General features: G+C 34.9%; 24 protein-coding genes. 4 read left to right on the top strand and 20 right to left on the bottom strand.

All coding sequences use genetic code 11. The annotated features are described in order from the left end of the window. Positions 1-314 precede the first annotated feature (314 nt). Complete coding sequence (locus C9J37_RS08625; protein ID WP_107895016.1) at positions 315-971, top strand: hypothetical protein; 657 nt, start codon at positions 315-317, stop codon at positions 969-971. A gap of 46 nt (positions 972-1,017) precedes the next feature. Here C9J37_RS08625 and C9J37_RS08620 read toward each other — a convergent pair whose 3' ends face one another. Continuing rightward, positions 1,018-1,692 (bottom strand): KinB-signaling pathway activation protein, encoded by a 675-nt coding sequence (locus C9J37_RS08620; RefSeq protein ID WP_024364338.1) that lies wholly within the window; start codon positions 1,690-1,692, stop codon positions 1,018-1,020. 151 nt (positions 1,693-1,843) lie between these two features. On the opposite strand from C9J37_RS08620, the gene gerD reads away from it, so the two are divergent. After that, positions 1,844-2,455, top strand: coding sequence for a spore germination lipoprotein GerD (gene gerD, locus C9J37_RS08615; RefSeq protein ID WP_107895015.1), 612 nt, complete (start codon positions 1,844-1,846; stop codon positions 2,453-2,455). 49 nt (positions 2,456-2,504) lie between these two features. Here the strand turns inward: gerD and C9J37_RS08610 are convergent, their stop codons facing one another. From C9J37_RS08610 to C9J37_RS08540, 15 genes are all read right to left on the bottom strand, one after another. Beyond that, positions 2,505-3,560, bottom strand: a complete 1,056-nt coding sequence (locus tag C9J37_RS08610) for an iron-sulfur carrier protein/transcriptional regulator SalA (RefSeq protein ID WP_024364340.1) — start codon at positions 3,558-3,560, stop codon at positions 2,505-2,507. Positions 3,561-3,632: 72 nt separating this feature from the next. Then, complete coding sequence (locus tag C9J37_RS08605) at positions 3,633-4,346, bottom strand: N-acetylmuramoyl-L-alanine amidase (protein ID WP_107895014.1); 714 nt, start codon at positions 4,344-4,346, stop codon at positions 3,633-3,635. 177 nt (positions 4,347-4,523) lie between these two features. Then, positions 4,524-4,862, bottom strand: coding sequence for a YxiG family protein (locus C9J37_RS08600; RefSeq protein ID WP_428842488.1), 339 nt, complete (start codon positions 4,860-4,862; stop codon positions 4,524-4,526). A 204-nt stretch (positions 4,863-5,066) separates the two neighbouring features. Continuing rightward, positions 5,067-6,170: a Gfo/Idh/MocA family protein gene (locus C9J37_RS08595; protein ID WP_107895012.1), complete on the bottom strand. Its 1,104-nt coding sequence runs from the start codon at positions 6,168-6,170 to the stop codon at positions 5,067-5,069. A gap of 19 nt (positions 6,171-6,189) precedes the next feature. Continuing rightward, on the bottom strand, positions 6,190-8,271 hold the full coding sequence (locus C9J37_RS08590) for a sialidase family protein (protein WP_107895011.1): 2,082 nt from the start codon (positions 8,269-8,271) through the stop codon (positions 6,190-6,192). 21 nt (positions 8,272-8,292) lie between these two features. After that, a complete protein-coding gene (locus tag C9J37_RS08585) occupies positions 8,293-9,129 on the bottom strand; it encodes a carbohydrate ABC transporter permease (RefSeq protein ID WP_107895010.1) in 837 nt (278 codons plus the stop codon). 1 nt (position 9,130) lies between these two features. Beyond that, complete coding sequence (locus tag C9J37_RS08580) at positions 9,131-10,015, bottom strand: carbohydrate ABC transporter permease (RefSeq protein ID WP_107895009.1); 885 nt, start codon at positions 10,013-10,015, stop codon at positions 9,131-9,133. 196 nt (positions 10,016-10,211) lie between these two features. Continuing rightward, entirely contained in the window at positions 10,212-11,567 is a 1,356-nt protein-coding gene (locus tag C9J37_RS08575; protein ID WP_107895008.1) for an ABC transporter substrate-binding protein, read from the bottom strand. A 140-nt stretch (positions 11,568-11,707) separates the two neighbouring features. Next, positions 11,708-11,962: a MurR/RpiR family transcriptional regulator gene (locus C9J37_RS08570; RefSeq protein ID WP_024364349.1), complete on the bottom strand. Its 255-nt coding sequence runs from the start codon at positions 11,960-11,962 to the stop codon at positions 11,708-11,710. Positions 11,963-12,827: 865 nt separating this feature from the next. Then, positions 12,828-13,403, bottom strand: a complete 576-nt coding sequence (locus C9J37_RS08565) for a hypothetical protein (RefSeq protein ID WP_107895007.1) — start codon at positions 13,401-13,403, stop codon at positions 12,828-12,830. After that, positions 13,400-13,777 carry an RNase A-like domain-containing protein gene (locus tag C9J37_RS08560; RefSeq protein WP_107895006.1) on the bottom strand — a complete coding sequence of 126 codons (378 nt, stop codon included), beginning with the start codon at positions 13,775-13,777 and terminating at the stop codon, positions 13,400-13,402. Before C9J37_RS08560 ends, C9J37_RS08565 begins: the two co-directional genes overlap by 4 nt. 310 nt (positions 13,778-14,087) lie before the next feature. Next, positions 14,088-14,474 (bottom strand): IS3 family transposase, encoded by a 387-nt coding sequence (locus tag C9J37_RS29630; RefSeq protein WP_407656236.1) that lies wholly within the window; start codon positions 14,472-14,474, stop codon positions 14,088-14,090. 7 nt (positions 14,475-14,481) lie between these two features. Further along, positions 14,482-14,952, bottom strand: a complete 471-nt coding sequence (locus tag C9J37_RS08550) for an IS3 family transposase (protein WP_107895004.1) — start codon at positions 14,950-14,952, stop codon at positions 14,482-14,484. Between the two features lie 8 nt (positions 14,953-14,960). Next, positions 14,961-15,281, bottom strand: coding sequence for a helix-turn-helix domain-containing protein (locus tag C9J37_RS08545; RefSeq protein ID WP_107895003.1), 321 nt, complete (start codon positions 15,279-15,281; stop codon positions 14,961-14,963). A 167-nt stretch (positions 15,282-15,448) separates the two neighbouring features. Beyond that, positions 15,449-15,628 (bottom strand): hypothetical protein, encoded by a 180-nt coding sequence (locus C9J37_RS08540; protein WP_103977932.1) that lies wholly within the window; start codon positions 15,626-15,628, stop codon positions 15,449-15,451. A gap of 702 nt (positions 15,629-16,330) precedes the next feature. Between C9J37_RS08540 and C9J37_RS08530 the strand changes: the two genes are divergently transcribed. Both C9J37_RS08530 and C9J37_RS08525 read left to right on the top strand, forming a co-directional pair. Next, a complete protein-coding gene (locus C9J37_RS08530; RefSeq protein WP_107895001.1) occupies positions 16,331-16,729 on the top strand; it encodes a hypothetical protein in 399 nt (132 codons plus the stop codon). A gap of 235 nt (positions 16,730-16,964) precedes the next feature. Then, entirely contained in the window at positions 16,965-17,306 is a 342-nt protein-coding gene (locus C9J37_RS08525) for a hypothetical protein (RefSeq protein ID WP_107895000.1), read from the top strand. Positions 17,307-17,476: 170 nt separating this feature from the next. Here C9J37_RS08525 and C9J37_RS28215 read toward each other — a convergent pair whose 3' ends face one another. From C9J37_RS28215 to truA, 4 genes are all read right to left on the bottom strand, one after another. After that, the gene (locus C9J37_RS28215; RefSeq protein ID WP_167397277.1) at positions 17,477-17,623 is read right to left on the bottom strand and encodes a hypothetical protein; all 147 of its coding nucleotides are present in this window, start codon (positions 17,621-17,623) and stop codon (positions 17,477-17,479) included. A 257-nt stretch (positions 17,624-17,880) separates the two neighbouring features. Further along, positions 17,881-18,273, bottom strand: coding sequence for a 30S ribosomal protein S9 (gene rpsI, locus C9J37_RS08520; protein ID WP_004233744.1), 393 nt, complete (start codon positions 18,271-18,273; stop codon positions 17,881-17,883). 25 nt (positions 18,274-18,298) lie between these two features. Continuing rightward, a complete protein-coding gene (rplM, locus tag C9J37_RS08515) occupies positions 18,299-18,736 on the bottom strand; it encodes a 50S ribosomal protein L13 (RefSeq protein ID WP_024364352.1) in 438 nt (145 codons plus the stop codon). A 269-nt stretch (positions 18,737-19,005) separates the two neighbouring features. Further along, positions 19,006-19,746 (bottom strand): tRNA pseudouridine(38-40) synthase TruA, encoded by a 741-nt coding sequence (gene truA, locus C9J37_RS08510; protein WP_069514354.1) that lies wholly within the window; start codon positions 19,744-19,746, stop codon positions 19,006-19,008. Between the last annotated feature and the right edge of the window lie 7 nt (positions 19,747-19,753).

The raw sequence follows: 19,753 nt of genomic DNA, 5'->3' as shown, positions 1-19,753 counted from the left end.
CGCCGCCAGCGTTCGTCCTGAGCCAGGATCAAACTCTCCATAAAAGAAATTTGATTAGCTCAAATTGTTTTGCTGGCATCAATTTTGATGTCCAAAATTTTGTTTCGTTCACTAACGAAGTTAGCTAATAAAAACTATATTGATTACGTTTTGCTTGTTCAGTTTTCAAGGTTCATTTTGTTTCGTTTGTCGCGTCATCTCTTGGCGACTTATACATAATAACATCGATTAATCATGAAAGTCAACATAAAATCATAAGTTTTTTTAAAGAGGTTATTTTGTCGTTTTAAAAATATAGAAATGGGGTCTTTATTATGATACGTAAAACGTTGATATCACTAGGTTTAATAGTAATATTATTTATCTTTATCAAACCGCTAAATTCTACGATGATATCTGTATTTAATATCGCTAATGCACCAACTGTTGTAACAAAAGGACATTATGGTACTTCTCTTATTGTCGAAATTTCTTTTTCTGATGACGCGTTGTTAGATTGGTTAAAAAACGTAAAAGCACCTTATCCGCTTCTACTTTTAGATGCTGCATGGATTGAACGCTCACCAGAGCATATTAAAGTGATACAAGAGAGGAAACTACCTACAGGATTATTAGGTCCTGAAGATGCAGTAGAAAAACCAATAGATATTGCCTTAATACAAAAGGATGTTGAAACTTATGAAAAATATTTAAAGGCAACACCGCTTTGGTTTGCCACAAGAAATCATCAATATTCTCAGGAATTGCAAAAGAGCTTATTTCAAAAACAAGTAAACATTCTGTCGCCGTCCCTCATTTGGCAAGGAGAAAAAACGCCTCAATTACAGAAAGGAGATTTCTTATTTACTTCATTGCATCAAGATAGTAATGTTTCTTTTAAAGCATTAAATACTTTATTGCAGCAAAATAAATTTATGTCTATTGAAGAAAATATATTCGGTTACTCAGTTCAATCTAAAAAAACTCCATAAAAAAAGTAGCCTCATCTATCTTTGAGGCTACTCATTTTTTTATTCATTATGCATTTTTTGCTTGATTAAGGCGCGCTTTTCGACGCTCTTCTAATTTTCGGCGATCTTCGTCGGATTTTGCATTGTATTTTGGTAATACTAATAATTGATATGCATTTACAGCTAGTAATGGGAATAATAATAAGGCAACATATTCGTTAATATTTTCATCACGTCCCATTAATGCGATTGTCCACTCTAATGTTGTAATAACAATCATAAAAAATAATGCGGACACTAAAACATGTTTTTTTCCAGTCATTTTCACTTTTTGCATGGCTGTTGCTACTGATGCAAAAATTAAAACGATTAGAAGTCCCAAATAGAATACCCAGCTTTGTCCATCTTTAACACCCGGTACAAAACGGAAGAACACAATATCAAAGATGGTAACAGCAATCAATAATAGCTGTACCCAATTCCATAGCGTTAGCGTTCTAAAAATGTTAACACCTACTTGATGCAGTGTTAGATAGGCGAAAAACCCTGCTTGTGCAATAACACTCATTGTAAACCCTAGGAATACCATCCATAAAAGCCCTGCGAAAAATTCACCCCATTGACCATTTGCTACATATGGTTGAAAGAAGCTCCATCGAATAAATAAACTAAAAATTCCGTTGACTACGCCACCAACGAGCATTGCAAAGAAGAAAAACTTTGCCCAATTTCGTATCGTCACAACTCAAAGTCCCCCAATTTCTTCATATATCTGTAATCATTTTAACAATGCATTGTTAAAAAAGCTATTTCTCTTCGCAAGCAATACATAAAGTCATCATAAATGTGAACAATAATTGAAAGAGTCTATCTATAGAAAGGGCTGATGTTACATGCGAAAATTGACTTTATTACTGATTTTAACGCTTTTTCTTGCTGCCTGTTCACAAGATAAAACCTCTACCATGTCTTATGATGAGATAAAAAAAATTATGATTGACTCTCTACAAACAGAGGATGGTAAAAAGGCGTTGCGACAGCTTTTAGAGGAGCCGAGTTTTCGTGAATTATTGATATTAGAACATGACGAAGTAAAAAAGGCGACAGAGGAAACACTGCTTTCTAAAGAAGCTGAGGATTTTTGGAAAAAGACTTTTGAAGATCCAAAATTTAAAGAAACTGTAGCCAAAAGTATGCAAAAGCAGCAACAGGATATTATGAAGGAACTCATGAAAGATCCTACTTACCAAAAGGATTTGGAATCATTCTTTGGTCAGCCTGATATGCAAAAGCAAATGGAGACGATTTTAAAATCCTCTACTCTGCGCAAGCAAATGGAGGAAGTCGTCAAGGAAACGATTGAAAGTCCACTAATGCAGGCGAAATGGCTGGAGCTTATCAAAAAAAGTGGTGAGAGTGCTTCATCTGAGAGCGGCAACAAAAAAGAGGCTAGCGCTGACGGTGGCGGCAGCTCAGATAAAGAAAAAAAGCAGAGCGGCCAATAACTTCACAAAACAAAAAAGATTTCCTCAGCAATTTGAGGAAATCTTTTGTTTATTTATTTAATTTTTGAATGATTTTCGTCGCAATATTGATATACGTTTGTCCTGTTGGATGCTTTTCTGCATACACGGAAGGCGCAAATTCCTCATCCGTCCAATCTGGCTGACCAAGTGGAATTTGTCCAAGTAGCTCTGTACGTAGCTCTTCTGTTAACTTTGCACCGCCACCTTGACCAAATACAAATTCACGTTCCCCTGATTTCGACTCAAACCATGCCATATTTTCAATAACACCTAGAATTTCATGGTCAGTTTGTAGAGCCATTGCCCCTGCACGAGCGGCAACAAATGCTGCTGTTGGGTGAGGCGTAGTTACAACAATTTCTTTTGAAGAAGGTAACATTTGATGAATGTCTAAAGCTACATCACCTGTACCTGGTGGTAAGTCTAATAGAAGATAGTCCAGCTCGCCCCATTCTACATCGCGGAAGAATTGATCTAATACTTTACCTAGCATTGGCCCACGCCAAACGATTGGTGCATTATTTTCAACGAAGAATCCCATTGAGATCACTTTTACACCAAAACGGTCAACTGGGAAAATACGATTATCTACTACCTTTGGCATATCTGTAACACCCATCATGTCAGGTACACTGAATCCATAAATATCAGCATCAATTAAACCTACTTTTTTTCCTAGACGGGCTAGCGCTACCGCTAAGTTAACAGATACTGTAGATTTCCCTACGCCACCTTTCCCGGAAGCAATTGAAATCACTTGTACTGTACTTAGTGGTGATAAAATATCTTGCGCTTCAGCTTCTGTTGCTGTACCACGGAAACTTTGTAATTTTTCTGCTGATAATTCTTCAAAGCGAATACCTACCGTGTTAGCTCCCGCTTCTTTTAATACATCTACAATCTTCATTTGAAGTTGCATTTGCTCCGGTGTATTTGTTTTAGCAATCGCAATTTTTACACTGACATGGTTTTTTTCTTCTTTAATTGCCACATTTGTAATACCGTCAGTTTCTGCTAATGATTTATGTAAAAATGGATCTTGTAGTTGTCCCAGTATTTCTCGTACTTGTTGTTCTGTTATCACGACGAACACTCCCCTTATTTTCTGTCAATGTTAGTATATCATAATGCTTTGATTTACATAGTAGCTGTTGCTCTATTCAATTTTCCCAAGTAAGTAGTCTTCAATACCTTCAACGATAGCATCCGCCATTTTTTCTTGATATTTTTTATCGACTAATAGCGCACGTTCCTCATCATTACTGATAAATCCAGTCTCAACTAATGCGGCAGGTACTTCCGCTTTTTTCAGCAAGTAGATTTGTTTAATTGCCAACGCTTCACGATCTGTATTTTGTAATTTCGTACGAATCGATTGCTGAATGCTATTGGCTAGCAATTCCCCATCAGCATGTCCGTCTTTATGATAAAACACCTGTGCTCCACGCCATTTTGTCTCTGGAATTGCATTGGCATGAATCGTAATAAAAATATTCGGCTGTTCTTTTGCAACAATATCCTTCCTTAAAAAGATATCTTGCTTTTTACGTTCCCTTAGTGTGCCAAATTTTTCTGATGGCGCGTGTTCATCAATAACATCTCCATCCTGTGTACGCGTCATCACGACTGTTGCGCCCTTCTTCTTTAATTGCTTCTCCACGTGCTGAGCAATTGCAAGTGTAATGTCCTTTTCAATTACTTCGCCCTTTGAAGCACCTCCATCCTGACCACCATGTCCCGCATCAATGACAATTTTCGTGCCACCAATTGGGTCAGGTAAGAAGAAGTTGCGGTCCGAAGCATTCGTTTCATATGCCACGACCACTATACTCATTAGCATAATTACTCCTAGTGCAAGCCAGCGCTTCACCCATATCCACCACCCTTTAGTTATAGTGTACGAAGTTCGTGTTGGAACTATGCTAGAAAGTAAACAAAAAACTCCCAAGCAATTGGCTTGAGAGTTTGAAAGTTTTTTATTTAATTAAGGAAGGCCTCTAATGCGCTTCTTACAATACAGCGTACAATCGCATCTTCCTATAGACCATTAACTTTCATCTTCCCATTTCAGCTTATTTTCTGGAGCAATTAAATCTTTAAAAACCTTGCCCTCAAAAACTAAACGATTCGCTTCTATAAAGAAATAATCTTTATTGTTGATGTGGAAGCTAAAATTTGTAGTAGATGAAATTTCTTCAATGCCTTTTAATTCAGAATCTAAACTTTCGATTGTAATTTTGTCAAAGCCATCTGGATGAAAACTGATTCCTGTTAGCAATAACTCATCCCCATAGTCGTAGTCATTTAAACGAAATCCCTCAATATCTTCAAGCTGACACATGTATAGGGAAAGTACTTGTTCAGATAATAGAAGGGTCTTTTTAATGCATCTTCTATTGTCTCCCTACTTTAATAATCCTTTTTATGACATAAAAAATAATGAAGCATGCGAGCAAATACTTTGTAGCAATTTTTCTCTTCTTCATAGTCATAGGAAACTTCCACATCCTTTCCCTTGTTAATTCTATTTCCAAAAACACCTGCCAAGTATTTCACTAAAAGCCTGTGCTGGACATTACAGGCTTTCTGTCTACTTTACAATTTCCGAAAGGCCTACTTTTCGATCTTCGATGATTGAAAGTGTACAAGCATCCGCTGTTGCAATGGCTTCTAAGGCGGCTTGTCCGTTTAGAAGTTTTTGAAACTCCTCGCTCACTTCCGCTCCTTGTAGCACTTGATGCAAGTACTTCATTTCTTTATCTATTACAGAAGATAACCATAAAGGCGTTCTTTTCCCTGGTTTCCCATATTGGATAGCACCATCCATTTCGGAACTATTATAAATTCTTGTCCGATCGTCATCTTCTTCTTGTGTTTCATGGATAAGAAAATGCTTCTCTTTGCCATCCACCTTTAACGTTCCTTTTACATTGTACATATCCAATTTTATGTATCCCTTTGTTCCTTGGATTAAAACATAATGTTCGCCATATCGAAATGCTGAACCCCATTCTAGTAGCGCAAACTTTTTATTCTCAAATTCTAAATTGACAAAAATCATATCATCTTCATTTCCAAATTGCTCACCTCTATGAGCAACGTTTCCGCCAATCATTGTTGCTTTTTGAGGGAGCCCCCCCATAATAAATTGAATACAATCTAATTCGTGAATATGATGATATAAATGCCCGCCTGATTTCTCTCTTATTTTTTTCCAAGACACTTCCGGCTGCTTTTCTTCCCAACCATTTCTTGCCGCATGACAAAACAAAATATCCCCGATTTCTCCATCATTGATTAGTTTCTTTGCATACTGCACACCATTGAAGAAATTCATAATATGACCAGCAAAAAATATCACGTTATTCTTTTTACAAGCTTCCACCATGTCTTTACAATCTTCATAGCATAAAGCGATAGGTTTTTCACAAAATACATGTTTGCCATTTTGAGCAGCCTTCACAACCGGCTCCTTATGCAAATAATTTGGCGAAGCTACAACAACACAATCCACATCTTCTCTTGTTACTAAGTCATCCAAGGAGGTTGAAACCTCTGCCTTTAACTCTACACTTACCTCTTTAGCATTCTCAGGATCATAAATGGCAACAATGTTAGCATCCTTGTTTTTTAGAATGGACCTTCCTAATTCCGCACCAAAATATCCAGTACCCACTATTGCATAATTCACCACGAGTATTCCCTCCTAATCGTTATTGATATATATCTTCCAGTGTTAATATTTCAAACTTTAAAACGTTCTTTAAATGCAGCTCATTGCGCGACCAAGAATCATATTTCTCATATAGAAGCCCAATGTCTTGATTCGGTAATTCCGTTATTGCGGAATACGAATATCCATAGTTGCTAAAATCAACATCGTATTTCTTTTGCCAATTTGCAGAATGATTTGTTTCATTTACAATACCCACCCAAATTTGACCGCTTCTTCTACCATTTTTTGAATTTGGGGTACTCATCAATAAAATATCGTGACCGTTTACCTTTTGAGAGTATTTTATAATCGATAGTTGCGTACCATAAAAAGGATTTTGAACATGCTCAAGATATTGCACTGCGCTCCATGTATCACCATGATCGGTACTTGTCATATAGCCGATTTTCCCTGTTGAAGTTCTTAAATATGTTTGAATAACCCCTGGGCTTAGCTCTACCATTTGCGCCTCTGCTGTAGCATTGGCAAAAGGTAATGATGCCGTGCGATGCGACCACGAGTTACCATGATCATCACTAATTAAATACACCATCTGCCCATTTGTATATGTGGCAAAAATTATTCGGTTCATATTACTAAGCACGATACCTTGTCCAGGACTCAAATATGTGGCATTTTTGTTTAGACCATTAAATGGTGGTAGTAATTTAGGAGCGCCCCAAGTTTCTCCCAAATCATCGCTTATAGTAAAACCTAAATAATTGGTCGGGGTGATTTTAAAGAGTGAATCCTTATAAAAAATATTCATTTTGACATTTTTTCCATTTTGATATTCGATTAGCCTGTCGTTATCAAACCTCACTGAATATTGTGGTACATATAAATAATCATCATTTTTCATTAAATTGTAATAGCCATCAACTTTATATTCTGTAGGCTGATTGACCGTATCATTAAAAATGACTCCATTTTCTCTAATTGAGTAATGATAGGTAGATTCATTAGATTTCCTTAACTTCAAATAATACGCCCCATTTATTTCTTTATAACCAGAGTCATTTTTTAATGCATTATGGTTCCCTATCCCTGCAGGCATAAAATCGGCCATTAAAATAACCTTATTCGTCTGCTTATCTTGCACTAATGCTGAATCTATAAATGAAGCACTACCGCTAATCTGTATGTTTTTACGAACATTATCTCTTGGCCATTCGATTGTCTGTTCTTCATAATCATCAAATTTCAATGCAAACTTCGGAGGAGTCCACGTTCTACCATTATCATCACTATAGGACGTAACGATATTAATTTTACTTCTCGAATCATGTGTCCCCCCATATCTTGCATCTGCACTTGCTAAGACCCTCCCTGAATTTAATGTATACAAAGCAGGAATTCTAAAATAATTCGCCTTGGACGCATCACCTGATGTAAATATCATTTTATTTAGCGCATTGCTCGTTTCATGTAATAATACATCGTCAGTCAGTACACCATTGTATATTGCTAACGTGTAAATCTCTCCATCAAAGCCGAACTCTAGTTTTCCTTCACGATTCACGCCACCAATCAAGAACGTATTTACTCCATAAATGTCCGTTAACGACTTATAGTTTGAAACGTTTTCCTCTAAAATCTTATCTCCATTTGCAAATAACTTATACGATTTCTCTTCTGCATTTGCAACGAATGCTATCGCATTTAATGCTGTTTTATTCTTACTCTTCCCCCATAGTGACGCTGGTCTAGCAAATAAATAATTGATATGTTCCGTCGCATCCCTTACCTCGATTCCTAACTCTCCGTTATGTCTCATAAAAATATCAAAATAGTTATTTCTAAAATAAGGATTATTATTAGACGAGCTAAACAAAGCTTGTAATGCATTTTGATTATCGGTTTTAAACTTGATGATAATGGTCGTAGATTCACTATCCAATACGTCTTTCACATCATTCGTAATATCTTTGCCTTGGTTCTTCAATTCCAAATTATCTGTCTGATAAACTAATTTAGCAGGATTTGAACTATCTTTCGCATATACTGGAGCACTTCCTAAAGTACTAAAAACGAAAAATAATACAATAATCATTATTTTAAATGTTCCGACTTTAAACATTAAAATAACACCTCCCTCTAATTATTTAACGGCACCTTCCGAAAGCCCACTTGCAATTTTATTTTGAATAAAAATGAAAAAGATAATGGAAGGCAACACAACAATTACGGAAGCTGCCATCATATCTCCCCAATCCAAAATTTCCGAACCGTTTAATGATCTTAAAGCAACTGCAACGGTCATTTTGCTAGTATCATTAATTAAGATTAAGGCATACAAAAATTCATTCCATGCATTGATAAACGTATAAATGGCCGTAGCGACAATCCCAGGAGCTACGATAGGTAACACAACTCTAAAAAATATAGTAAATTTATTTGCTCCATCCATCTGGGCAGACTCTTCTATGCCAATGGGTACCGTTTGAAAAAACCCAACTAGTAGCCATACCGCATACGGGACACTAAATGATAGATAAACGATAATTAAACCAATTAGACTATTACTTAGACCAATGGTTGCCATTACTAAAGAGTATGGAATGGCTAATAATATAGGTGGGAATATATAGGTAGTGATTAATAATTTCGACATAATCGAACCCAATTTCGGAAAAAATCTCACTATTCCATACGCTGCGGTTGAGGAAATAATAATAGCAATGACCGTTGTACTTAAGGAGATTAACACACTATTTTTGATATTATCTATAAAATGTAAATCTCTAATTACGTGGATAAAATACTCTAATGTAAAGTCCTTTGGAAAAAATCTTGTTGGGAATTGCGTTAACTCACCTTTGCCTTTAACCGAGGAGAGGAAAATCCATACTAAAGGGAATACGGCAAGAATAGTAGCTATTATTAGCAAAGCATGAGACAGAAACGAACTTACAATTGTTTTTTTATTTTTAACCATTTTATTTCGACTCCTTTTCCCATTTCCTAATAATATAGAAATAAAGTAAACAAATTGTTAAAAGGAATAAAAATAGCAATACCGTTACTGCAGAGGAACGTCCTAATAACTGTGTTCCCCAACCAAGGTTATAGGCAAAGATAGGGAGTGTCGTTGTGGCATTTGAAGGTCCCCCTCCTGTTAGTAAGTACACAATATCGAAGTTGTTAAAAATCCATATTGTTCTTAATACGACTAATAAGCCAATGACTACCCGAATATGGGGTAACGTGATAAACCTAAATACTTGCCAAGAGGAAGCACCATCAATTCTAGCCGCTTCAAATTGTTCTTGAGGCACGGTTTGTAATGCCGATAATACATTCACCATGATTAAAGGTGCACCAAACCAAATATTGATTCCTACTAAACAAACAAACGCCCACGTACTATCGGTAAAAAATGCAGGTGGATTATTCATCAATCCTAATTTGACGATTAGATTTGGCAAATAACCGTACACTCCGTTTAATATCCATTGCCAAGAAAAGGCGATGACTATCGTTGGAAATGCCCAAGGTATAATAAGCAGTGTTCGGTATAACCATTTAAATCGCTTTATTCTATGTATAGCTAGAGCTAAAATAAAGCCAACTAAAACTTGACCGGCTAAAGAAAAGAAAGTCCATTTTAATGAATTAAAAAATGAGTTCCAAAAATCTGGGTCAGCTAATACTTTTCTATAATTATCAAGACCGACAAATTGATAGTTCGGTGATAATAAATTTTTCGTTGTAAAGCTGAAATAAATACTAGATAAAAATGGGTAGACAAATAGTAAACCGACAACTATTATTGCTGGCATTACAAATAGCCAGCGAGCGTAATCAAATTTCTTTATTAGCATGGTAACTCCTTTCTTTCAAAGCAAAAAGTGAAACTCCTTTTTACTTTTGCGTGACTACTATGTCCAACGAACATTCAACTCCATTCTTCTTTCCAACATGTCTATTGGAAATCGGCAGACGATCGTGGGCAAGCAGAGTCGCTTTCTTGCTAACCTTGCTTGTCCCACTTGAGTCGTCGCCTTCTTATACTTCCCTCTAATTTACAGCTACTGTTTCGAATATATCATTGAGTTTCATTTCCGCTTTTTTTGCTGCTTCCATCGGATCTGTGCCATTTGAAATAATATCTTGGAACATTTCTTCAATAATATGTCGATTCGTCATAATACCCGCTTGAATACTTGGACCATTCTCATAGCCAATAGCTGTTCCTTCTTTTACAGCTTTAGTAATTACTTCTTCAGCATGTTCAAATTGCTTTCTTATTTCATTTTCTTTATAAGCAGGATTATCTGTAATATTATCAATCGTTGGTAGCATGCCGACAGGTGTTGCATCTAAAAACTCAAGATAGTTGCCCTCTTCAAATAGCTTTTCTAAAAATGCCTTCGCAACATCAGCGTGCTTTGAGTTTTTCCAAATAACCAAAGGTACGTTGGATGTTTCAATCCCGTAATCAGGATCAGATTCATTTACTTTTGGAATAGGATACGCTTCAATAGAATTTAACAATTGTGGGCTATTAGCTTGTACGCCACCAATATGGAAACCTGAGTTGAAATCAAATGCTGTTTTTCCTTGGTAAAATAACGTAGCTTGTTGTAAAACATTGAAGTTTAAGGAGTCTTTCGGGGATATTTCTTCATACATTTTGATCCAGTATTTAATACCGTCCTGTGCAATCTTACTTGTTAAATCAGCTTTATAATCTTTCGTTAGTAAGCTTCCACCAGCACTTCTTACATAAAAGTTGAGAAATCTTGTCGCCATAAAATCATTCGTCCCCATCGGAACAGACACTCCATAAACTCCGTCTTCCTTCATTTTCTTACTTGCTTCATATAATTGATCCCAAGTTTTGGGCACTTCTAAATTATATTTTTCCAATAAGTCAGTTCTAACCCACATTACTTGTGCATGTGAGTACAGTGGTATTGAAAAGTAGTTGTCTTGCACTTTTGCTTCATCTAATGCATTGCTACTGAATTTATCTTTACCTATTTTGTCAATCGTATCGTTGAGCGGGATTAATGCATCTGAATTTACCATCTCTATAACTTGATTAGGTAGCGCTGTGCTTATGTCCGGTACATTTCCTGAGTTTAAACCTGTTGTCCATTTTGTATAAAAATCATTCCATGAAAATGTTTCAATTTTTATGTTTACTTTTGGATGATCCTTCATAAATTGATCTGCTGTTTTTTGTATGCTTTCTAGTCTAGGTCCTTGTGTAAATGAATGCCACATCACAATATCTCCTGATAATTCTTCGGAGGATTCTACTGATGCTTCTTCAGAGGATTCTGTCGCTTCACTTTCACTTTTAGATTTACAGCCCGCTGCTATAATAATTGAAATAAGTAGTATTGAGCAGAATAATATTTTTTTCATTTTGCTTAACCTCACTTTTTCGTATGATTGTTTAAGACGATTAAAACGCTTTCATCAACAATTGTTTTCACACCATATGCCAATAAATTTGCGGATGAAAAATGCCCAAGCCAAAGTTCCATACAAATTAAGATACATTTTTATGTTCGTTGATTGTTTAAACTTTTGTGTATAGCAGCTCCTCTTTCTAACTCCATCTTCATCTCAATAAAACTTTTACAACCTACCTTTTTACAAAAGCGAGTTATAGTTGCAGGTGAAGTATTCAATTCTTTTGCCAATACAGTTATATTTTCATTCTGTATGCTTGTTCTCTGAATGATGTAACTCGCAATAACTTGTTCTTTTTCCGTAAAGGAATGAAATTGATCTCGCATTCTATCCAAAAGATTCATATGTATACACCCCCTATCTAAACATTCATTACATAAAAGTGCTTTCAAAATTAAAATAATATAAAAAGAAATAATTTTCAATAATTATAATTGTATGAAAAAAAATTTCATTAATACATTTTTATTTCTTCATATTCACTTTAATAGAATGCCACTCTATTTAAACCATAAAGCTGAAAATATGTATGCTTAAAAAAGTGCATTGTAGAAAACTTTATTATAGATTTTAATAATAAAATTCAATTTATTAATTTTAGATTTTACTATCACTTACCCGATTACCCGATAGTTATACCATTTTTTAAAAAGGCTGTAGACAAACTTAAATTTTGACTTTGTCTACAGCCTAAAAAATTATTCAAAATCAAATTTTCATTAGTATAAATATAGCTTTCTAAACCATATTTATTTATACTTACTCTTCTTTTAAAAAAATGTAATTTTCAGCAATACCTTCAATAAAAAGCATCTCACCTCTACAGTTCTATGGAGGTGAGATGCTTTTAGTCAAACTTCACTATAAATAATAACATTAACATTCCGGAATATGTTGATTTCACTAATACAATCAACATATTAAAATAAGTGCATCTGTAAAACCTAGGAGCGCAAAAATTGCATGGTTAACACAGTGGTTCGCTTACAAAGTGGGTTATATAACTCGTTATCACTCGAAAACGTACACTGAGTTAGATATTGTCATTTTAACTATGTGGCAGTTGTAGCATTCAATAACGGATGTTGTATTCAGTCAGGTGGTATAACAATACAATACAAACCATTAACTGATACACATATAGGTTGCTGAAAAAGCTCAAAAGGGCTATTTTGAATACTTGACGAATATAAATTAAATTAGGGTATTCTATGATACCCGCTCTTTTAATAGTTGAATAAATTCGTCTCTATATTGCGATTCTAGAACATATACACCTACATTATTTGCGATTTTTAATATTTCTCCAATTTTTGAAGCATCGTTTTGTTTGAATGCTTCTTCAATATACTCTACATCTTTCATTAAATGTGAAATATATGTATCACCTTCGTGCTGCACTTCCCATACATTGAACGCTATAATGTCATTTTTAGGAGTAATGTATGTTGCTAGCATATATTTAAATGCTTGGAAAGGCACATAAGGTATTTTTGGATTATATTCGTATTTTTCAATAATTGGTAACATAATTTCTATGAACTTTTGAATTAATTCGATCTTATCTAAATCTGTAGAGTACATTTCTTTCTTTAGCCATTGTTCAATTTGTGCATGTTTATTTTCTTCTAATAGCTTTTTTAAATACAAAAGCTCTTCTTTAAACTGCAAGCGGTCTTCACTACTGTTTTTTCGAAAATCAATATAAACTGCTTCAAGTTCATCCCAAGAGTACCCCGGTATAAACTCTGCTGATGCAAAATAATAAATCATTTCAAGGTTCATGATACATATCCTCCTGCTTTAAGATAAGGTGCTGCGAAAATTATATAGAACCCTTCTTCATCTTCTTTAAATTTTGATTTCTTTAAAACGATATAGCTGTGTGAAATATTATCCACACGCTCTTTGTCTCTCCAAGAAACCCCATATCCTATTGGTTTAGTATGCTCATATTCAATTCGTAAACGTTGATTGGTATTCGGAGACTCATCAAATAACCATGTTGCAATTACATCTGCATTATACTTCATGTTGTCATGAATTGCTTGCTCTCCTACTTCTCTATTAAAAAAACAGGTTATATCTGTAAATGCGATTTTAACTTTCTGATATAACTCTTCATCTGATAATTGATAAAACATAATTTCGTAAGCCATTTTAATACCTCCAGTGTCCTATTAATTTTAACAATGCTAATTTAAGCATATGGTTTGTGAATCCATATTAAATATATATTGGAAAAAGTAATACAAAAACATTAATAATTGAATAAATCTAAAAAACAATACTATATTATATTTAATTTGAAGAATCTTTTTCTTACAAGTTTTCAAAGCAAATTGATTAATGATAATTCCAGTAAAATGCAAAGCATATAATTGTTGATTTTATTAGTACAAGAATCGAAAAGACACAGTAGAATTAACATCTGGACTTACCCCTGTCAAGTAGACAGCTTTAAAAAGACTAAGCAGCCATCTGGTATCGATATTCTATCGGTGCCAGGTGGTTGAGTCGTTTTTGGAAGCGTTGGTAGTTATAAAAATAGATATATTGCTCAACGGCTTGTCTAATTTCTTCCTCAGAATTGTCGTGTAACTGATACAAACATTCGCTTTTAAAATGCGAGAAGAATGACTCAATACAAGCGTTGTCATGGCAGTTTCCTTTGCGAGAATGGCTGCCAATCATGCCGAGCTGTTCTACCCTTTGATGATACTTTATAGACGTGTATTGGAAGCCCTGATCCGAGTGGAGGATGCTTCGATATACATTTCTTTTTGCCGCTAATTCATGCAATGTATCCATCACTAACTCTAAATCGTTTCGTTCACCAATTTTCCATGCGACGATTTCGTTATTATATAAATCTTGAACAGCTGACAGGTATAGAAATCCATTTTTTGGTTGGTAAATACGTAATGTCCGTAACTAGTACCTCATTTTCTGTCCGCTCTTTGAATTTGCGTTCTAAGACATTATCGAATACACGTGAAATACGATTTCCCCACACACGACGCTTTTTACGGATAATCGATTGAATGCCTAAATCGCTCATTAATCGATATACTTTTTTATGATTGACCTTGAAGCCTTTATCTCGCAAAGCAATTTTCATACGAGGATAGCCGTACATTTTATGCGTTTGATGAATGTCTAAAATGTATTCCTTTAATAGAGCATCATCACGTTTACGCAAAGATACTTTTCCATTTTTCAACCATTTATAGTAACCTGAACGCTCTACTTTCGCCATTTCAGTCAGCCACGTAATTGGATAACGATCCTTCATTTCTTCGATAATGTGATAGCGATCTGGATAAGTTGGCATTCCTCCATTTATAGATTTGGATACTGCTTTTTTAAGTATTCTACCTGCGCTCTGTAGTAGTCACGTTCTTCTTCTACATCTTTAAAATGAACACGTTTCCCTTTTAATGGATTCTTCACACCCTTCGCCCCTGAACCTGTAGAGGGAAGACGGTTAAACGCTTCAATTGATTCTATTTCTTTAAACTTCTTCACCCAAGCCTTCACTTGCGAAACATTACGAATTTCGTATTTTGTCGCAATTACTTGCATGCTTTCTTCTCCTGCTAAATAGGCCTGCACTACTTCTAATTTTAATTCATTAGAATACGTATTATTTTTTCTAGACATAGAAAATTCCCCTTTAAGTAAAATGTTTATCTACAGCGTACTGTAGTTTTTTTAACATTGTCTACTTAAAGGGGATAATATCAATCGACATAAGAAAAATATATCTTTAAAAAGAAAGAGCTTAAGAATAAACATTGACGCTTAGTCTTTAATGATCCGTTCTGAAGTTAGTCCGATTTTTTATCTTTAAATTTATAATGTAAGAATATGGCGATGAGGAAGCCAATAAAGTAGCCTGTAAATCTAAACTGTTTTGACGCAGCAAAAATTTCAGTTAAGATATAAAAAATAATAAAGCAGCCGAGTAAACACTTTGCAGCAATGTCTCGCTTCTTTTCCATATTCATAAGAATGTTTCCACATCCTTTGCCTATTTGTTTAATTTGAAAAATGTAAGTGCAGAAATAAACGTAATCCAAACAGAGGGTCAACACGTAGATTTTAACGATGTGTTCTAAATTTTAAATAAGTTATTCCGATTTTTTATCTTTCAATTTATAACGTAAAAATGCTGCGATGAGGAAACCAATGATGGGTACAGAATAATGAACCAGCCTTGAAAAAGTAAATATTTCTTTTAAGATAATGAAAACGATAAAGTAGGCGAGAATAAACTTAAAAGCAAGGTCTTGCTTCTTTTCCATATTCATAAGAACATTTTCACATCCTTTGTCTATGTAATTTTTAAATCCCTAAATTCTTAGCATCTACTATTCTTTTTTAGATTTTACTAAAGGTAGTTAATATTTTTCAATATTTTTATTAATCAAACTTTTTATAGTGCAAAAATTTTTATTTTGTTAATTCCATTGTTTTAGAACAAAAGACAAACAATTGAATCTTCCATTCAGAGCTGAAAAATATATCAAAAAATTTCGAGAGTAAAAAACGAAAACGTTCATTTGAATTATTGTCTTAAAAAACACTTAAAAAGCCATAATTTATCCTAAAGATTTAAAAATAATTAATTATTTTGTTAAATATTGTTTTATATTGTAATTTTTATAATATAATTAATACGTATAATAATGCAAAAAAAGAAGTTGTAAATGAAGAAATATTTACTAACGGTTGGGATTTTAACAAGTGGTTTGTTAGGGCTAAACACAGCTGAAGCTTCAGAAGTAGAAAAAGATATAATTGAAGTAGACACATTAATTGAAAATCTAAAAGCAAAACATCCAGATTGGACTATTACGCAAGTAGTTTCAAATGAAGCTCCTAAAGAAGAATTGGAAAAATATCCAGTTCTAAGAGGTCCAGCGCCATCATTAACAGCTCTTTATATTGACAAAGTAGTATCTCAAGTTGGAACAAATAATCAATATGCTGAAGATATTGGCTTACAGCAAACTTCTCACGCAGTTTCAGGCACTGTTGCTGTAGCAGTTATGCAAGTTGGTGATGGAAGTGAAAATCAATGGTTAGATGATGAACGTATTACTTAACAAAATCGTGATTATAAAATTAATGTTGCTTCCATAGATTTTAATAATGACAGAATTATAGATGGTACTTATTATACAGTAACTTTTAATTCAGACTTAAAAATCTCAAGTGGAACTTCTGCATTATATAAGATTAATTGTACTTCACTTAGTTACCCTTGGAACACCATTGAAAGAACTATAAATATTCCACATTTATAATTTAGAAATCGATTCAAGAGAGGTGTATTTAAAAATGGTTTCTATGGAAGATATGGGGATAAGATTAATTATCCTTCAAGGAGCTTACGGATACAAAGGTTTTACTAAACAAATTGGTGAGAATACGTATAAAACTGATGTAAAAGCTTTTCAGGAAGCAATAGAAAATGCAAAAGAACCCATTGATGCTAGTAAAGTTTCCAAGTTATCATCCAATCAAATCAAAGTGTTACAAGGTGGTCCAAGTGGTAGTTGGTTGATTCCTTTATTGAATAGAATGGGACAATTGGGGATGATGGATTTACGTGAAGGATTAGTAAATCCAAAAATATTCCAATACACTTCAACAATAAATGCTTATAAAAGATCCATTTAAACAAAAATAAAAGGCATTAACAATAAGAATTTTTCCTTTGTTGTTAATGCTTTTTTCCTTGAAAATCGCAAAAAGCTATCAAAACGAGACGAGTCCATTATCCAATTCGTAACATAATATAAAGACCTTTGTTTTATGTGAAGAATGCTCCTATGCTCATAATCTCCAAATTAAACTGTAATATTTTCATCTGCATAAATCACTTTTTCATTCGCCAAAGCAACACTTAAGATGCGATAATCATCATTTACCCATTTTGCTTCAAACAATAACACTACGTATCCTTCTTCTTCCGTGCCATTTAGTTCTTCTTTCATTACTTTATGATAGAGGTTTGAGTCCGTAACTACTCCATGAAGTTCGGTTTGAAGAACTATTGTTTATGTTTCCAAACGATTAGGACACATCAATATTCAAACCATCCAGTATTAATATCTGAAATTAATACCAGAAAAAAAAAGCACCAGCAAGATGCTGATGCTTTTTTTCTGTTAAGTTCTTTATGAGGTTCAAGCTGATTTGCACCAACTTGAACCAATAAACCTTTGTAAACGTTGATGCAATAAGAAATTGATTAACGTTTTGAGAACTGAGGTGCACGACGAGCGCCGCGTAGACCTGGTTTTTTACGTTCTTTCATGCGTGAATCACGAGTAAGTAATCCAGCTGATTTAAGTGCAGCACGGAAATCTGGGTCTACTTGAAGTAGAGCACGAGCGATACCATGACGTACAGCTCCAGCTTGACCAGTGTATCCACCACCGTTAACGTTTACGTGGATATCATAGCTTCCTGTAGTTTCAGTAGCTACTAATGGTTGTTTAATTACTTCACGTAATGCAGCGAATGGTACGTATTCTTCGATTTCACGTTTGTTGATAACAATTTTACCTGTACCTGGTACTAAACGTACGCGAGCTACAGAGCTTTTACGGCGACCAGTGCCGATGTATTGAACTTGTGCCAAAGTAATATCCTCCTCTTAATTTATATTATCCGCGAAGCTCATACGCTTCTGGTTTTTGTGCAGCATGTGGGTGCTCAGTTCCAGTGTAAACGTTAAGTTTACCGAACATTTTACGACCTAAAGAGTTTTTAGGAAGCATCCCTTTTACAGCTAATTCGATCATACGTGTTGGGTACTTTTCTAACATTTCGCCAGCAGTACGAGTTTTTAAACCACCCGCAAATTGAGTGTGGTGACGGTAAAGTTTACCCTCTAATTTGTTACCAGTTAAATGGATTTTGTCAGCGTTGATGATGATTACGTGATCACCTGTGTCAACGTTTGGTGTGAATGTTGGTTTATGTTTACCACGTAAGATTGCAGCTACTTCAGAAGCTAAACGTCCAAGAGTTTGGCCTTCTGCATCAACTACTAACCATTTACGGTCTACTTCGTGACCTTTAGCCATGAATGTTGTACGCATGTATATATCCTCCTAATCGATTCGATTACCGTTATTTTTCATTAGTCTACACTATAAGTTTCGGGGCTTATTTTGTGGTGGTAATGAAAATACCATCTGTTATCATATAATGAATGGCTTTTAAAGTCAAGTAATTTCATTAAACACCTGGTGAAGTTGTACAGGGTAACGTTTGGCATTTGCATTGACACTTTCCGCCTAATATTTTTTCTCTATAAAGCGAATTGCCGCTTCTATAAAACATACCGTATTCTATTAAACAATCGACCTTAATAAAACACTTTTTCAAGGTATAAACCTTGTGGTGGCGCCGTTTTGCCAGCCTTATCGCGATTCATTGAAGCAACGACTAGCTCGACATTTTGCACTTCTCGACGTCCTATGCCCACTTCCCATAAAGTTCCGGCAATAATGCGTACCATATTGTATAAGAAGCCACTACCTTCAATCACCATATGTAGCTCTTCACCATGCCATTCAAAATCGAGCTTATGAACAGTTCGCACTTTATCTTGGACACTTGTATTCGCTGCACAGAAGCATGAGAAATCATGTGTCCCGATAATCGCCTTAGCCGCCTCCTGCATCGCTGTAACGTCTGGTTTAACCCCATTGGTCTCTACTGTGTAATATCGACGAAACGGGCTTTGTACAGGCTCACACGACCATATATAGCGATAGCGTTTTCCTGTTACACTATAACGCGCATGAAAGTCAGCTGCCACTTCCTCAATGGATAAGACACGAATATCTCTTGGAAGCTGTACATTCAGCGCTTTCATGTATTTTTCTACCGGTATTGCAAGCGGCGTATCAAAATGCAGTGTTTGTCCAGTTGCGTGTACTCTTGCATCCGTGCGACCACTTGCCGTTACTTTGACCTTGTTACCTTTATGCATAACGGCAAGTACACGCTCCACTTCAGCTTGTACTGTACGCTCTCCTGGTTGCACTTGATAACCAGAAAATTGCGTTCCATCATAACTAATAATTGCTTTTAATCGTCGCATCAAGCTA

It is taken from the genome of Lysinibacillus mangiferihumi (assembly GCF_003049665.1).
Taxonomy (GTDB): domain Bacteria; phylum Bacillota; class Bacilli; order Bacillales_A; family Planococcaceae; genus Lysinibacillus; species Lysinibacillus mangiferihumi.
The sequence above is the reverse complement of the archived record's forward strand: the minus strand, read 5'-3'. Positions and strand labels throughout refer to the sequence as shown.

Excerpts from the sequence above, each read along its gene's own strand:
- C9J37_RS08585 (WP_107895010.1), bottom strand. The coding sequence starts at position 9,129 with ATGGTTAAAAATAAAAAAACAATTGTAAGTTCGTTTCTGTCTCATGCT.
- C9J37_RS08565 (WP_107895007.1), bottom strand. The coding sequence starts at position 13,403 with ATGAACCTTGAAATGATTTATTATTTTGCATCAGCAGAGTTTATACCG.
- gerD (WP_107895015.1), top strand. The coding sequence starts at position 1,844 with ATGCGAAAATTGACTTTATTACTGATTTTAACGCTTTTTCTTGCTGCC.
- C9J37_RS08580 (WP_107895009.1), bottom strand. The coding sequence starts at position 10,015 with ATGCTAATAAAGAAATTTGATTACGCTCGCTGGCTATTTGTAATGCCA.
- C9J37_RS28215 (WP_167397277.1), bottom strand. The coding sequence starts at position 17,623 with ATGAAAGAAGAACTAAATGGCACGGAAGAAGAAGGATACGTAGTGTTA.
- C9J37_RS08525 (WP_107895000.1), top strand. The coding sequence starts at position 16,965 with ATGGTTTCTATGGAAGATATGGGGATAAGATTAATTATCCTTCAAGGA.
- C9J37_RS08560 (WP_107895006.1), bottom strand. The coding sequence starts at position 13,777 with ATGGCTTACGAAATTATGTTTTATCAATTATCAGATGAAGAGTTATAT.
- C9J37_RS08545 (WP_107895003.1), bottom strand. The coding sequence starts at position 15,281 with ATGTCTAGAAAAAATAATACGTATTCTAATGAATTAAAATTAGAAGTA.
- C9J37_RS08625 (WP_107895016.1), top strand. The coding sequence starts at position 315 with ATGATACGTAAAACGTTGATATCACTAGGTTTAATAGTAATATTATTT.
- C9J37_RS08540 (WP_103977932.1), bottom strand. The coding sequence starts at position 15,628 with ATGAATATGGAAAAGAAGCGAGACATTGCTGCAAAGTGTTTACTCGGC.
- rplM (WP_024364352.1), bottom strand. The coding sequence starts at position 18,736 with ATGCGTACAACATTCATGGCTAAAGGTCACGAAGTAGACCGTAAATGG.
- C9J37_RS08575 (WP_107895008.1), bottom strand. The coding sequence starts at position 11,567 with ATGAAAAAAATATTATTCTGCTCAATACTACTTATTTCAATTATTATA.
- C9J37_RS08550 (WP_107895004.1), bottom strand. The coding sequence starts at position 14,952 with ATGCCAACTTATCCAGATCGCTATCACATTATCGAAGAAATGAAGGAT.
- truA (WP_069514354.1), bottom strand. The coding sequence starts at position 19,746 with ATGCGACGATTAAAAGCAATTATTAGTTATGATGGAACGCAATTTTCT.
- C9J37_RS08590 (WP_107895011.1), bottom strand. The coding sequence starts at position 8,271 with ATGTTTAAAGTCGGAACATTTAAAATAATGATTATTGTATTATTTTTC.
- C9J37_RS08570 (WP_024364349.1), bottom strand. The coding sequence starts at position 11,962 with ATGAATCTTTTGGATAGAATGCGAGATCAATTTCATTCCTTTACGGAA.
- C9J37_RS08530 (WP_107895001.1), top strand. The coding sequence starts at position 16,331 with ATGAAGAAATATTTACTAACGGTTGGGATTTTAACAAGTGGTTTGTTA.